This window comes from Legionella sp. 16cNR16C (genome assembly GCF_021297775.1).
GTDB lineage: Bacteria > Pseudomonadota > Gammaproteobacteria > Legionellales > Legionellaceae > Legionella_C > Legionella_C quinlivanii_A.
In genome coordinates this window covers 935,980-951,613 of the sequence record NZ_JAJTMX010000003.1, presented here as the reverse complement: position 1 = coordinate 951,613, position 15,634 = coordinate 935,980, and the positions used below count along the sequence as shown (strand labels likewise).

Here is a 15,634-nt window from a genome sequence, read left to right as displayed (position 1 = left end):
ATGCCTGTTTCCCTATTTCCAGGGAGCAGGCCTTCCGAATTTATTCAGTTCAACCCCTTTACCTTCAACAGTGGTAATTGAAAGCGTATTGGTTATTATCCTAGGAGTAATGAAAATGAGCAACTCCTCATTTTTAATTTCTGTGGACTGATTTCTGAATAATACGCCAACTACGGGCAGGTTTCCAAGAAATGGCACTCGATTAATCGAGTTGTTTTTATCTTGTTTATAAATTCCCCCCAAAACAATGGTCTGTCCATTGTTAACCAGGACGTTGGTTTGGATTTCTTTGGTCAGAATAGCAGGAACGCCATTAAAAGTTTGCGGCGAAGGGGTATCCTGATTAATCTGCAAGTCCATCATAATTTTGTTATCAGGCGTAATCTGCGGAGTCACCTTTAAACTTAAGACCGCTTTTTTAAACGCCACCGCAGTCGCACCGCTTGAAGTCGCCTCCTGATAAGGAATTTCCTCACCCGATTCAATTACCGCTGATTGCTGATTGGTGGTTATCAAACGCGGGCTTGAGATTACTTCACCCCGCCCTTCGCTTTCCAGTGCTGACAACTCCAAATCCAGCAGGATACCATCTCCGAGTTTGGCCAGGGCGATGCCCACAGAGGCAGGCGATGCAGAAACAGGCGTTGCCGCCAGATCCACGTTAAGACGATCTGAAAGCGGTACTACATCAGCTGGCGCGACGTTTTGCGCCAGCTGATTCGCACCACTCAATGTTCCGCTAAGATGCGTAGGACGGGAGATACCGAAGCGAATACCCAGATCGCGGGCAAAATCTTTGGTCACATTAACAATTCTTGCCTCGATGAGCACCTGCTTAACCGGAATATCAAGTTGCTTTACCAACTCTCTGATTTCTTCAATCTGGGCGCCAGTATCCTGAATCCATATTGTATTTGTGCGAGCATCAACGCTTAGAGTGCCTCGTTTGGACAGCAGGGAATTATTTTTATCCTTAAGCAGTACAGCAATATCCGCCGCCTTGGCATAATTGATTTGGATCAGTTGAGAGCGCAAGGGAGCCAGATTGGTAACAGCCTGCTGAGCCTTAAGCGCATTTTTTTCCTGCTCCAGCAGATTCGACGCTTTATCGATTAATAGCACATTTCCGGTTTTTCGTTTATCCAGAGCATTGGTTTTAAGTATAATATCCAGCGCCTGATCCCAGGGGATATCGTTTAATCGTAAAGTAATACTACCCTGCACCTGGTCGCTCACCACGATATTAATACCGGTGAACTCTGCCAATAACTGTAAAACAGCTCGAATCTGGATATTCTGAAAATTCAGCGAAATCCGTTTACCTGTAAAGACCATTTTCTTAAGTTTGGCCTGTTTTGCCTCTTCCGCACTTAAAGGATAAATTTCCACAATAAACTGTTTGTTAACCTGATAGGCATAGTGACCATAATCCCCTTTACTGATAATAGTCAGGCGTGCATCCTTTCCGTCCTGCTGGAGGCTCAATAGTTGTGCAGGGCTCTGGAAATCAGCCACATCAAAGCGTTTTATCAAACGCGGGGGAATTTGGGTACTCATGAAGTTAACCACAACCTCCTTTCCAGTCTGGGTTACATCAATGGGTATACTGGCATCAGTTACATCAATAACCACGCGGCCGCCTTCTGCGCCTGTACCGCGAAAATCAAGATTGGTGATGCCGTGACGAGCATTAACAGGTCGATTGCTTACAAAAATTTCTCTGCGCTGCTGAAATATCTGATGACTTTTTCCACTTAATGTCAGGGAATAGGTATTTCCTGCTATTTGACCTGAATAGGAAATAGAGTCTGTAAGATCAAGAATAGCTCTGACTCGATCGCCTACTGCCACTATATTATAGTTCGTTAGTGAACCTATTTCTATTTTTCTTGCTTTATCCTTCTCATTAATCACCATTTTTGTCTGAATAAAATCCAGAACCAGACGCGGGGGCTTTTGAGTAATGAAGCTGGCGGGCAAGTTGTTTAATGGGCTTGCAAAGCAAAAATCCACCCGAACTCGCTCATCTGGTAAAGGAATTACCTTAATACCTGTCATCGTGTTAGTTTGAGCTATTCCCTTACCTAGCGCCAGCAACATAAATAAGGCGATTAAAATTAGTTTACGCAACATCAACTCCTATTGTTCTTTTGCACTTAGATCAAAGCTAGTCACTTTTTTTTCCCATTTTCCATCAATTTGAACTGACTCTTCCAGTTTTAGCGCATTATTCGTAATTTGAATTATCTTACCGTAATTTTGCCCCATATAATCGCCTGGTCTGACTCTGACTATTTCACCACCGGGTTTGCTGATTAATCCCCATATCATATTATCCTGTTTAAGAATTCCAACAAATTTTAAGGAATCCAGGGGATACTCCTCCAATGGCTGTTTCGGCCTTTTGGTATTGGGAGCGAGTTTATCCTGAAATTGCTTGACGGTTTTAGGCTTAAAAGGGCTGCGGCGGCTTTCGTTTTCGGGATAGATAAACTTGGCAAGAGGCTTAATCGTTGGAATCGGCTCGATGGGTTGTGCCTTGCGCGATTTGACTTCATTGATATAGCGAGAAAGTTCAAGATCTGCTGAGGTATCGCAGCCTGACAATAAACAGCCAGTCAGAATCACTATTAAATATCTGAAATTGAATGCTGTCATGATTTGTATCGATAAATTTTTGCGGTTAATTTCATTTCCAGTAATTCACCGGAGGCTGCTTTTTGCTTATCCTCTTTCACCGTGTTGATTTCAAAATCATGTAAAGTCACAATACGCCCCATCTGCGCCACACGACTCAAAAAAACAGCTAACTGATGGTAATTTCCAATAACTATAATATTAATCGGAACTTCGATATAAAAATCATGAATCACCTCGGGAGCCGGGGCGAACAATTGAAAGGTTAAGCCGCTGCTAGTACCGGTTTTGGAAATATCCTCTAGAAGACCAGGCATTTCATTTTGTGCCGGTAATTGTTTTAGCATTTTTCCAAACCGTTCAGACATGGTCTGCATTTGCTGCCGATAAGCCTGTAAGTTTGCGGCTTGTTTTTGTTTTTGCTCAAATTCAGTTTTTAAACCGGCCTCTGCGGATTTTAAGTTATCATATTCTTCAAAATAGGATTTGATAATTATCCAATAACCGAGACCAATGACTAAAAGTGCCAATACGAGGGCAGCCATATACTTAACCGCCAAGGGCCACTGTCCAGCATTTTCGAGCGTCAGATCACTTAAGTTTATAGTATTCATAATGTCAGTAATGCACTGTTTTTGGGTTTAAGTATGAAGCTTAATTTGAATTCATTTTCCCCGGTTTCTGGAGTCGGTGCATTGGTATCATTAGGATCCAGGGCATCTTTGCTTTTTTTGATCTCTGTTAATTCAGGATTTTGAATCCAGGGATTTTGCTCTATATTGCGCATCAGTATGGATACATTGCTATTGGATTCAGAATAACCGAGCAAGGTAATGCGATTACCCTCGCGCTTCATTTGAGTAAGGTATACACCATCAGGGAGTATTTTAATAAGCTCATCCAATAAATGAACCGTTAAGCTGCGAGTGGCCTGCAGATTCTGCACGACGGTCATTCTTGAAATTAAACGTGCCCTTAAATCCTTTAACTGTTTGATTTCCGCGATCTGTCCGTTGAACGTGTTTATTTCGTCCTGCAACAGCTGATTTCGATGCTTTTGGCCGCTAACCAGGTCCGAGGCATAATAATACATGGCGAAAGCTATGGCACTTCCTAAAATAAGAGCCATAAGCAATAGCATAGTGAATTCTTTTTTTTCACGCTCCCGCTTGATTTCACGCCATGGTAAAAGATTAATAGTCGTCATTGCCTAATAAACCTCCCTCAAGGCTAATCCGCAGGCCACTATCAAGGAGGGAGCCTCTGCAATTAGTTGATCGCGATTGACCGTTTTAGCAATATCAATCTGGTCAAACGGATTGGCAATTGAAACGGGAATTCCGGTGCTTTCTTCCAGCTTTTCCGCCAGGCCAGTCAATTTTGCAACGCCCCCGGCAAGAAGAATATGATCGATAAATCCGTAATGGCTGGTTGAGAAGAAAAATTGTAACGCCCGTTTAATCTGTACCTGCAGCATTTCTCGGAATGGATTTAAAATATGTTCCATATAATCGGCCGGCATACTGCCATTTGAGTTCATTTTCATCGCCTCATGAAAAGAGACTCCATAATGCATGGAAGTTGCGTCAATAAGCTGTTTTCCACCAAACTCCTCTTCGCGGGTAAAAATCATCTTCATTCCGTGAAGTACAAAAAAATGGGAATACAGCGCTCCTATGTCGATGATAGCGATCACTTTATCCTTCCCCTGGGCTGGCAAGGCGCGGCTAACCAGTTGGGCGGTTCGCTCTACAGCAAAAGACTCAACATCGACCACCAGAACCTCTAATCCTGCCCTTTTTACAGACTCTACACGACTATTTACGTTTTCGCTTCTGGACGCAACGATTAGCACATCGAGAAGAGACGCATTTTTTGCAGCAGGCCCTATCACTTCAAAATCAAGATTGACTTCATTAACAGGGTATGGAATATATTTCTCAGCCTCCATGGTGATGAACTCTTCCATTTCCGAATCGTTCAAACCTTCATTAATTTGAATGGTCTTACTAATAACCGCTGAGTCAGGAACTGCGAGTACAGCATTTTTACTAGTCAGATTTTCCGAGGAGATCATCTGCTTAATAGAATAGGCAATAGCATCTATATCTTTAACTGTATTTCCTTCAACCGCATTAAGGGGTAATAATTGAGAAGCATAGCCATTTACGCAGTGCTGCTGACCTGATCCTGAAATCTCTATAATCTTGATCGAAGTCGAGCTGATATCAATTCCAAGCAAGGACTGACGTCTTGGTTTAAACAATTTAAGCACGCGTATAATCTCCCTTCAGGTGCACCATGCAATGAAAGCTAACGTGTAAACTATGCGGATCTTGAGGTTGTTTCCCTGTATATCCTAACGTAAGCATCTAAAAAAAGGAACTTTTTCTTTAATACTGCCAATCCTGACTCTATTCGATTGATAATCGCTCATCTTATTTTCCATTTGCTCGTCAGAGAATGATAAAACTTGCCTAATCGCCCTAAAACTGTCCGTATTTATTTTTTGCTAACCACCTGTTCAACCCTTGCACTCTTAGTTCGCTTAAAATATAGTGAATAATCTGCTAACAGTTTTCAGATACAGTACAAGGAGTTGTAATGAAGATAATAGACGTCATTGGTGCCTTAGAAACTATTGTCGTGGAATACTGCGCTCAGCAAGGAGTTTCTTTAGATGTGAGAGCTTACAATCGCGACTCCATTGAGGGCAAGTCAAAACGATTGGAAAAGTTGGTTGAAGACGCTATGAAGGCGAGTTATAGCGAAAGACAAACCCTTTATAATTACGTGTTATATATTATTTCGAGTTTGCATTCACTGCATGTGATTGATGAATCCACAAGAAAGCTTGTTCCGAAACCCAGCCTGACTAAAGAAGAGGTCCTTAAGGCTCAAAATGATTTTGAGAACTTTTTATGGAATTTAATTACTCTTCTTAAAACATCACAAACATCAACAATCGAGATAAGCTATAATGAGCAAATAATCAAAATGCCTGGTTTGCTTCGTCGCTTCGGCTATTATTGTTATACAGGTGACTTGTTCTGTGACCCCGAAAAGTTCATTCTCCAGCTAGTACTTAAAGATAAACTTCCTAAAGAACGATGTAAGGAAGAAGCCGAGATCTGCTTCGCCCCGTCCCTTATCCATGTTCTTGATCTTCAAATAAAAGATCTTGAAAAAAAACTTGCCACAACCCTGCAAGCCAGTGAAGAAGAGAAAAAGCTGCGCTCGCAGGTTGAGGGGCTTGTTCGTGAAAAAGACATCGTGATTGAGGAGTTGAAAAAGAGCGAAGAATTAGCCAGGCAGCGCCTGGAGGATTCGCGAAAAGCTCAGGATAATCTGGTTGCTGAAAATGCAGGGTTAAATCAGGAAAACGCCGAAAAAACCAAGACAATTGCCGCCAGAGATCTTGAACTGGCAGCGAAAGACAAACAACTTGAAGCGAAAGAGCAGCAATTGGCAGAAAAGGAACAACAACTGGCCCTTATGCAGAAAAGAATTGCAGCCCTGGAGCAAAGCAGCAGGAATAAAGATGACGCCTGTGAAAAACTTCAGACTGAGCTTTCCGCAGTACGGGCCTTCGGCGCTCCTTTTTCATTAACAGCTCAATTATACGGAACAAATCGCCATATCCTCATGCGAAATATGACTCCAAAACCGGAGGAAGATAAGAAATCCAAGACCGCAAAAGACAGCGATGAGTTTCCCGGATTGCAATTAGGTGGTTTTAACGGCTCACTGGTCGATTAAACAGCAAATACCTTCTCTTTGCGCTTTATTATTCGCAATAAAGCGCAAAATCGCGTTATAATCATCGCATTTCAATTTCTAAAGCTCCACACAACATGAAAAAAATGATTTACTTTTGGCGTAAAGGGCTCTGGGCGCTTTTAAGCCTTTTCTTTGTTGGTGTCGTTGGAGTCAGTTTCCTCTATCTTTATCTGGAAAGTCAGCTGCCGAATGTGGATTCATTAAAAACTGTCCACCTTCAGGTACCACTGCGCGTTTATACGCAGGATGGCAAGTTAATCCAGGAATACGGGGAGAAGCGACGCATTCCACTGACTTATGACGAGATTCCTAAAACCCTGGTCTTTGCACTATTGGCAACTGAGGACCAGCGCTTTTTTGAACATCCCGGAGTCGATGTCATGGGGCTTGGCCGCGCCATGGTAAATATGATCCAGACAGGCAGCAAATCACAGGGCGGAAGTACGATTACCATGCAGGTAGCCCGTAATTTTTTCTTGAGCCGCAAAAAGACTTTTTTAAGAAAATTCAATGAGATCCTGCTGGCTATCAAAATTGATCGTGAGTTAAGCAAGGAAAAAATTCTTGAGCTGTATCTGAATAAAATCTATCTGGGGAATCGCGCTTACGGCGTGGGAGCCGCGGCTAAAGTGTATTATGGAAAGCAGCTGAAAGACTTGAACCTGGCCGAATTGGCAACCATCGCCGGTTTACCACAGGCCCCCTCCACACAGAATCCTATTATTAATCCGGCTGCTGCCAAGAAACGACGCGACCACGTGCTGGAACGATTACTCGAAGAAAAGTACATTACTCAGGAACAATATAACGAAGCCATCCAGCAACCAATAACTGCCAAATATCATGGACCCAATATTGAAGTAAGCGCTCCCTATGTTGCAGAAATGATTCGCCAATCACTTTATGATCATTATGGTGAAAACGCCTATACCAAGGGCTATAAAGTTTATACCACAATCAATAGTAACCTGCAGCTCGCAGCTAATCAGGCCGTATTTAGTCAACTGATGGCCTATGACCATCGACATGGCTATCGGGGAGCCGTGGCCAATGCAGGCCCGGTCAATGATCAGTCCCCTGCTGCCGCCCGTAAATTGCTGGCTTCTTATCCCACGGTAAACGATCTCCAGCCTGTGGTTATTTTAAGCCTTAAAGATAAAGAAGCAACCGCGCTGATGCGGGACGGCAATAGCATTACTATCAAATGGGAAGGAATGTCCTGGGCCAGACCCGCGCTAAGAAAAGGATGGATGGGTAAAGCGCCTCAGAACGCGCATCAGGTTTTTAAAATTGGTGATATTGTCTATGTCAACCAGAAAGAAAACAACTGGATGTTAAACCAGGTACCGCAGGCCGAAGCAGCGCTTATTGCGTTGAATCCGCAAAATGGCGCTATCGAGGCCCTGGTTGGCGGCTTTAATTTTGAGAAAAGCAAGTTTAACCGGGTAACGCAATCCAGCAGACAACCTGGCTCAAGCTTCAAACCTTTTGTCTATGCCGCAGCACTCAATAAAGATTATACGCTGGCGACTCTGGTCAATGACTCGCCGATTGTTGTTGATGATCCCAGTCAGCCCACCTTGTGGCGTCCACATAATGACAACCAGACTTTTAACGGCCCCATGCGCTTAAAAGAAGCCCTGATTCGCTCTCGCAATCTGGTTTCCATTCGTGTACTGGATGATTTGGGCTTTGATTATACGATTGATTTTGTATCCCGTTTCGGCTTTCGCAAGCAACAACTTCCCCGCGCATTGTCTCTGGCCTTGGGAAGTTTGTCGGTCAGTCCTCTTGAGCTCACCGCAGCCTATGCAGTGTTTGCCAATGGCGGCTATCGCGTGGAACCTTATCTGATTGATCATATCAGCGATGAAGACGGAAATATTCTGCTTCGCGCAAAACCTGCTGTGGTCTGCGACAATTGCGCACAAGCCAAGTCGGACTCAGACTCTTTCGCACCACGGGTTATTCCAGCCGATATCGCCTTTTTAATGAATACAGCATTAAAAGACGTTGTTCAGCAGGGAACTGCTCGTGCCGCTCGCGTTTTGAATCGACAAGACCTGGCTGGTAAAACAGGAACCACCAATGATCAGGTCGACGCCTGGTTCGCCGGATTTACTCCCAATCTGGTTGCAACAGCCTGGGTTGGCTATGATACGCCTCAATCGCTTCACGAATATGGCGCAACCGTTGCACTGCCCATGTGGATTGAATTCATGAAGACAGCCCTCAAAAACGTGGCAGAACAAAGCCTGACCAAACCTGAAAATGTGGTCGCAGTTCGCATTGATCCCAAAACGGGTCTTTTGGCCAATGAAAATCAAAGCAATGCGATAGTGGAATATTTCAGGGAACAGGATGTGCCCACAGAAGAAGGGGCGCCTGTAACTGCCGGCAGCTCTTCCTCTTCATCATCGGAAGAAAGTGAGAACCTGTTTTAGCAGGAATCCACTTAAGAGAAAATCCCCTCTCCCAGGCTGGGAGAGGGTGAGGGTTGATTTTAAACCCCTCTCTCTAACTCTCTCCCTGAGGGAGAGAGGATCTTTCTTAAGTTGAATACATCTATCAAGCCTGATGGGGATCCAGGGCATCTCGTACCGCATCGGCAAATAGATTACTCGCCAGTACCAGTATAAACATAAACAGGAATGCTGCCATAATAGGCCACCATACCAGCGGCTCTCTGGCCAGCTCGAGCCTGGCTCCGTTGATCATATTTCCCCAGCTGATGGTCATTGGGGATACCCCTACCCCCACATAGGAAAGCACCGCTTCAGCCAGCACCAGAAAACTGAAATCGAGAACCAGTGAAATGAGCACAATCGGCATCATATTAGGCAATAAATGTTTCCAGATAATTCTCGAAGTTCGAGTTCCCATAACTTTAGCGGCTAATACAAAGTCGATTTCACGAAACTTCAAAGCTTCTGCACGCAGTAAACGACACAAGCTGGTCCAGCTGGTTATCCCGAGAATAAGGCATAAGGCGAATAACCTCGCATCAGCACTTTTTTCAAGCGTTGGAAATTGCTGAGGATGATTGGCAATATAAGTTTGCATCGATAATACAGAAGCCGTGATAAGAAGCACCCCGGGAATGGAGCTTAAAACAGTATAAATATACTGAATAATATCATCGACAACCCCGCCAAAATAACCTGCTGCAATGCCTAGAACAATTCCTAAAGGAAGCATGAATAATGTCGTTAAGGTTCCAATAACAAGGCCGGTGCGAATACTTTTTACGGTGTAATAGAAAATATCCTGCCCAATTTTTCCAGTGCCAAAGACGTGGAAGTAACGGGAGAGCTGAAACGCCAGAATGCCAAGAAAAATACAGATAAAAACAGTTCCCAGAGCAACTGCAAGCTGCGGGGAATATTTGAAATGCCTATGGCCTGATAAATATGCGATTAAGATAAACACTAATACCAATCCCGCTGTCCATAATATTCCATACATCCCCGCTTTAAAAAAGGTTTGAAGGATTAAGCTGTTTTTATCCTGACTGGTTTGAATTGTCGCGGGTGGATAGGAAAGGCGAGGATAAATTTGCTGAATTTTGCCGCCGAGGATAGCTGTTTCGGTGGTATAAAGCTTTAAGGCCATTGGCGCAGAATAAGTATTTTCATACACCTCATCCAAAGGGGCTAGTATGGCATCGAGCAAGGTTTTAGATTCAAGAGCAGCAGTGTCTTTACCCTCTGAAACTTCAATATGGAAGGAATCAAGAATGGCTATGCTTAAAAAAAATATGAGAATAATCCCTGAAGCGATGGCGATGGGCCGCTGAAAAAGCTTCAACAGCACCACTCGTGCTGGCTCCTTCCTTAAACTGAACAAGAGGCCGGCAAAAACAAAAACCAGCATGCCAAGAAAAAAAATATCCGTCCAAAGCATTGATTAACCCAACCTTACTCGCGGATCTGCCCAGGTGTAGGAAATATCCGTTAAAATTAAGCCAAGAATATATAAAACTGATCCGAGAAAAACCATTGCCCTCACAATCGCAAAATCCTGCTGTTGAATCGCATCAATAATATAGCTTCCAAGCCCTGGCACACCAAAAAAAGACTCAAGAACCAGACTTCCCATAAACAGCGAAGGAATCAGTACCACCACTCCTGTCAGAATAGGCAGCATAGCATTCCACAGCACATGCCTGAATAAAATGCCGGTTTCTGAAACCCCTTTGGCGCGTGCGGTTTTGACATAGTCACGATTCATTTCTTCGAGAAACAGCGTTCGATACCAGCGTGCTCCCGAACCTATTCCACTAATTACAGCCACCACCACAGGCAATATAATGAATTTGATACTTTCAAAGCCGCCGTCATAACCGGAGATGGGAACCAGTTTCAGCACTTTACCAAATAAATACTGGCCGCCAATAATATAAAACAGGCTGGATATTGACATTAAAATAATACAGAAAACCGCACCGCTGATATCGAGATAAGTCGAACGAAAAAATGCCATCGCCATTGCAAAAATAATATTCACCAACATACTGAATAAAAGAATAGGTATAGCAATCGCAAGACTTGGCCACATTCGATGCGAGATATCAAAACTGATATCGCGGCCAGCGTCCGACATACCAAAATCAAAAGCAAAAAGCTTCAGTGATTTCTGAAAAAACAGGGTTTGGCTCAGTTTCTGCATCCCGGGGGCCTGGTCATTGTAAAATAAAGGCAGATCGTAACCATGCTTTGCTTTCCAATGTACAATCGCCTCCGGCTTGACATGCTTCTGTCCTAACTGCATACGGGCCATATCGTCCGGTGAATTAATCATAAAAAAAAGTGCGAAGGTGATTAAATTGATTCCAAAAAGTATGGGCAATGCATAAGCTATTCTTTTTACGAGATAAATTAACATGAGTGCAATCTCTTTGCAGGACTTTTTTCCTTACGGTGATAGGCAAACAGCAAGGGTAAGATCAAAAGACACAGGATAAGTACTATCAGAGCGACAGGCCATAACACCGGTTGATTCCATAGGCTTCTCAATTTTTCACGCAGCTTGACATCAATACTGGCATACTTTAAATGCCCGAGGCTAATCGTATTTGGCTTTGCCAGATTAGCCCACTGCTGCGCCAGAATAAGGCTTTCCGTATTCACACCCCACACCCAGGGAGCATCTTCCCGAACTATGGCCAGCATTTTGTCAATTAGTTCCTGACGTTTTGGATCATTTGCACGATTTTTCATTTGATCAAACAATCGGTCATAGAGAGGATTATTGTAATTGGCGGCATTCTCGCCGCCATAGCTAACTTTCCCGTTGATGCCATAAAGCTGAAAAAGAAAGTTTTCCGGGTCTGGATAATCCGCATTCCATCCCCAATAAAAAATTTGCGTATTGCCCACCCGCATTTTTTCCTGAAACCGATTGTATTGGGTGGCTCGGATATTCAAATCAATGCCAATTCGGGCAAATTGTTTTCTCATCCAATCCAATTGCGCCTTGTCATCAGGGCCGCCCGTTACAGCGCTGTCGTAATGCAATATCAAGGCTTTGCCGGTTGAAGGGTCGCGCCCCCTGGGATAACCTGCTTCTGCCATAAGTTTCCGTGCTTCGTTAATATCTCGGCGCAGCATTTTATTATCAGCAGCGTCCCAGCGATACACAATAGGATTCATTCCAGCCTTGCCCTCTTTGTAGCCAAATATGCCTGGCGGTATCGGACCTTGGGCAGACTGGCCCCTGCCATTAAAAAAAATCGTAATAAACTCATCATAATTCACAGCGATAGAAATCGCCTGACGAAGTTTCCGGGCACGCTTACTGTTTCCTCCGACCACTGGATCAAGCATATTAAAGCCTAGATAATAAATTGAAGGATCGGTTGTTTGTTGCAACTGTAAATTTCGTGCCTTCATTTCGCCACTCAAATGGGGCTCGCCTTTTGTATCCAGACGGATAGTCTGATCGAAATTCTCATTACTAATCGCAGAGGCATCATAATAGCCCTGCAAAAATTTATTCCAGCGCGGGATCGACTCTTTTTCCAAAGTAAAATAAGCCTCATCAATCAGAGGCAGTCGTTTCCCCGCATTGATGGTATATCCTTTTTTCACATCCTCCGGATCTGTAGAGTCCGGATAAAAATCCTGGCGGTAATTGGGATTTTTCAACAGAATCATTTTTCGGTTAGGATTATTTTCACTCAGCATAAAAGGCCCCGTTCCAACGGGATACCAGTCAAAGCTTAAATTTTTATCATCCATATCAGGTTGTGAATAAAACTGGTCGACTTCCCAGGGAACTGGTGCAAAAAAAGGCATTGCCAGCCAAAAAAGAAACTGTGAATAAGAACCTTTCACCAGAATTTCAAAACTGTAATCGTTCAATTTTTTGACACCACTTAGGGGATATTGTCTCAGATCCACATAATGATGCGTTCTTAGTGGAGGCAACTGATTGGCAAACTCTCTGAAACCCACGATGTGTTCGCTCATTAATTCTCTGATTGGTGAACTGACATCCGGATCAGCCAGGCGTTTGATTTGATAAATAAAATCATCAGCGACCAATTCCCGGGTTCCGGTATATGTGAAATCAGCCAGCTGATTAATATCATTGTCTTCAAGATAGTTATCCGGAAGAGGTAAATAGCGATATTTCCCCTTATTATCCATAGCAAATGCCGGGTGAGGTTGATACAGAATTCCAGGTTTGATATCAATTCTGTAAAGACTGAATGCCACGTTTTCTGAAAGAGAATCAGGCAGAGGCTGCAGTGATTTGTCGAGATATGTCACTTGCGGCATGCTCGCCGCAATTAAAGGTTCCAGTTCATAAGGCCGCTTATAATAGTCATATTGCAATAAGGGCTCATAAATTTGCATGATAAAAACATATTCATTACTGGAATATGAACGAGCCGGATCCAGTGTTTTAGGTTGCTCATTAAATGAGGAATAGTAGATTTTTTTTCCAGAATCGCTTTCAGGATAAGGATCATTTAAAACCAGACCATAGCTCGAGTTGCTGGCTAGCAGCAGCACTGCAACTCCTAATTGAATATTCCCTGTTAGTTTCAAAATGACATCCTGACTTACTGATCCAGCATTTGAAGAAACTGTTCTTCATCTAAAATCATTACTTTTAACTTAGCGGCTTTTTCTAACTTGGAGCCAGCCTCGGTACCTGCGATTAAAAAATCGGTTTTACTTGAAACACTGCCGGTTACCTTTGCACCAAGCGCTTCCAGCCTGGCTTTCGCCACATCCCTGCCCATCGTGTTCAAAGTACCTGTTAGGACCAGTGTTTTATTATAAAAAGGGTTTGTTGTGTCGATTTGTTTTTTTTCTACCTGCGGCCAGTGAACCCCATAAAGCACCAGTTTATTAATGACTTCACAATTATGATCCTGGGAGAAAAAATGAACAATATAATGCGAAGCGACAGGCCCAATGTCCTTCAGCTCCATCAACTGCTCGATACTGGCGTTTTTAAGCTCGACCAAATCCTTAAAATGATCAGCTAAAACGCCTGCGCTGACCTCTCCAACTTCACGGATCCCCAAAGCATATAAAAAGCGTTTGAAGGTTGTTTTCTTACTCTGTTCTATTGCATTCAATAAATTTTCGGCCGATTTCCTGCCCATACGCGGCAAGGCCATCAATTGATCCAGAGTTACAGCATAAAGATCCGCAACATCCTTTACTAACTGCTGATTCACTAACTGCTCAATTAATACATCACCCAATCCATCAATGGACATGGCCCGGCGTGAGGCAAAATGCCAAATCATCCCTTTCAACTGAGCCTGACAGAATAATCCTCCCATACAGCGCGCTACAGCCTCGCCTTCTTCGTGCACTACCTCCGCATCACAAACCGGACAGGTAGAAGGCAAGGTGATTTCCCTGGCGGTCTCAGGCCTTTTTTCAAGCACCACACTTACTACTTCAGGAATCACATCACCAGCCCGGCGTACCACCACAGTGTCGCCAATTAAGATCCCCTTGCGTCTGATTTCATCCATATTATGCAAGGTCGCATTGCTGACCGTGACGCCGCCTACAAAAACAGGTTTCAGACGCGCGACAGGAGTTAAAGCGCCGGTGCGGCCAACCTGAAAATCAACAGCATATATTTCTGTCATTTCTTCACTTGCAGGGTATTTATGCGCACAGGCAAAGCGCGGTGCACGTGCTACAAAACCCAGCTCATTCTGCAAAGCAATACTATCCAGCTTATAGACTACCCCATCGATTTCAAAAGGCAGACTGTCTCGCCTTTTTTGCATTTCATGGTAGTAATCGAGACACCCGCTTAACCCGCGAACCTGACGATTGTCGGCAAACACCCGAAATCCCCACTGACGAAGCCATTGCAATTGCTGAAAATGACTATCAGGCAGCTCAACACCTTCACGAGCACCAACACCATAGCAAAAAATAGCCAGAGGACGGGTAGCCGTTATCTGCGGGTTAAGCTGTCTTAAGCTTCCCGCAGCCGCATTGCGAGGATTCACATAGGTTTTCTCACCGCGCTCAATTGCCCGCTGGTTTAAGGCTTCAAATCCGGCTTTTGGCATATACACTTCGCCACGAATCTCGATTAAGGAAGGTGGAGTGTCAAGCATCAGTTTTAAAGGAACCGCGGCAATTGTTTTAATGTTAGCAGTAATATTTTCCCCAACGCTTCCATCCCCACGGGTGGCAGCCGTTACCAGGATGCCGTTTTCATAAGTAAGACTAACCGCCAGACCATCCAGCTTGGGCTCGCAGCTAAATAATAACTCGTTGTCTGCAGCGTCAAGTCTATCCGCCACCCGCTTGATAAAAGCCTGCAGCTCTTCAGGACTGAACACATTGGAAAGTGATAACATGGGCTGGCGGTGTCTCACCGGCTCAAAGACATGCGCAGCACTTCCTGAGACTCTTTGTGTGGGAGAATCCACCGTCATTAGTTCCGGGTATTCTCTTTCAAGAGCCTGCAAATCTCGAAAACAGCGATCGTATTCAACATCAGGAACGCTGGGATTATCCAGAACGTAATACTGATAATCATACAATCTGATTGTTTCACGCAATGACTCAAGTCTTTTTCTGACTGCTTCGAGACTCATTTCTAACCCTGGATAATGCAATAATTTTGTGATTAATCATAATCAAAACCGCGGGATTATTATAGCCGGCAGGATTTTATTTTTTTAAAGACCCGCTTGTCGTTCTCTCATAACCTGTGATATAGA

General features: G+C 43.8%; 11 protein-coding genes. 2 read left to right on the top strand and 9 right to left on the bottom strand.

The features are described 5' to 3' along the window. Positions 1 to 12: 12 nt before the first annotated feature. The 5 genes from LXA66_RS14310 to pilM are packed head-to-tail and all read right to left on the bottom strand — an operon-like array spanning position 13 to position 4,912. A complete protein-coding gene (locus LXA66_RS14310) occupies positions 13 to 2,100 on the bottom strand; it encodes a type IV pilus secretin PilQ (protein WP_370637297.1) in 2,088 nt (695 codons plus the stop codon). A gap of 39 nt (positions 2,101 to 2,139) precedes the next feature. Then, complete coding sequence (locus tag LXA66_RS14305; RefSeq protein ID WP_233013692.1) at positions 2,140 to 2,658, bottom strand: pilus assembly protein PilP; 519 nt, start codon at positions 2,656 to 2,658, stop codon at positions 2,140 to 2,142. After that, the gene (locus tag LXA66_RS14300) at positions 2,655 to 3,251 is read right to left on the bottom strand and encodes a type 4a pilus biogenesis protein PilO (RefSeq protein ID WP_233013691.1); all 597 of its coding nucleotides are present in this window, start codon (positions 3,249 to 3,251) and stop codon (positions 2,655 to 2,657) included. Before LXA66_RS14300 ends, LXA66_RS14305 begins: the two co-directional genes overlap by 4 nt. Then, positions 3,248 to 3,844: a PilN domain-containing protein gene (locus LXA66_RS14295; protein ID WP_233013690.1), complete on the bottom strand. Its 597-nt coding sequence runs from the start codon at positions 3,842 to 3,844 to the stop codon at positions 3,248 to 3,250. The genes LXA66_RS14300 and LXA66_RS14295 overlap by 4 nt, the downstream gene beginning before the upstream one ends. A 3-nt stretch (positions 3,845 to 3,847) precedes the next feature. Beyond that, positions 3,848 to 4,912, bottom strand: a complete 1,065-nt coding sequence (gene pilM / locus LXA66_RS14290; RefSeq protein ID WP_233013689.1) for a type IV pilus assembly protein PilM — start codon at positions 4,910 to 4,912, stop codon at positions 3,848 to 3,850. A gap of 329 nt (positions 4,913 to 5,241) precedes the next feature. On the opposite strand from pilM, the gene LXA66_RS14285 reads away from it, so the two are divergent. Further along, a complete protein-coding gene (locus LXA66_RS14285; protein ID WP_233013688.1) occupies positions 5,242 to 6,396 on the top strand; it encodes a hypothetical protein in 1,155 nt (384 codons plus the stop codon). A 95-nt stretch (positions 6,397 to 6,491) separates the two neighbouring features. Beyond that, positions 6,492 to 8,861: a penicillin-binding protein 1A gene (locus LXA66_RS14280; protein WP_133138857.1), complete on the top strand. Its 2,370-nt coding sequence runs from the start codon at positions 6,492 to 6,494 to the stop codon at positions 8,859 to 8,861. A gap of 124 nt (positions 8,862 to 8,985) precedes the next feature. On the opposite strand, the gene LXA66_RS14275 is transcribed toward LXA66_RS14280, so the two are convergent. Genes LXA66_RS14275 through ligA form a run of 4 tightly spaced genes read right to left on the bottom strand, consistent with a single transcriptional unit; the run spans position 8,986 to position 15,508 of the window. Continuing rightward, a complete protein-coding gene (locus tag LXA66_RS14275; protein WP_233013687.1) occupies positions 8,986 to 10,320 on the bottom strand; it encodes an ABC transporter permease in 1,335 nt (444 codons plus the stop codon). Between the two features lie 3 nt (positions 10,321 to 10,323). Next, complete coding sequence (locus tag LXA66_RS14270) at positions 10,324 to 11,301, bottom strand: ABC transporter permease (RefSeq protein ID WP_233013686.1); 978 nt, start codon at positions 11,299 to 11,301, stop codon at positions 10,324 to 10,326. After that, positions 11,295 to 13,454 (bottom strand): ABC transporter substrate-binding protein, encoded by a 2,160-nt coding sequence (locus LXA66_RS14265; RefSeq protein ID WP_370637296.1) that lies wholly within the window; start codon positions 13,452 to 13,454, stop codon positions 11,295 to 11,297. The genes LXA66_RS14270 and LXA66_RS14265 overlap by 7 nt, the downstream gene beginning before the upstream one ends. 32 nt (positions 13,455 to 13,486) lie before the next feature. Next, on the bottom strand, positions 13,487 to 15,508 hold the full coding sequence (ligA, locus tag LXA66_RS14260) for an NAD-dependent DNA ligase LigA (RefSeq protein ID WP_233013685.1): 2,022 nt from the start codon (positions 15,506 to 15,508) through the stop codon (positions 13,487 to 13,489). Positions 15,509 to 15,634: the final 126 nt, after the last annotated feature.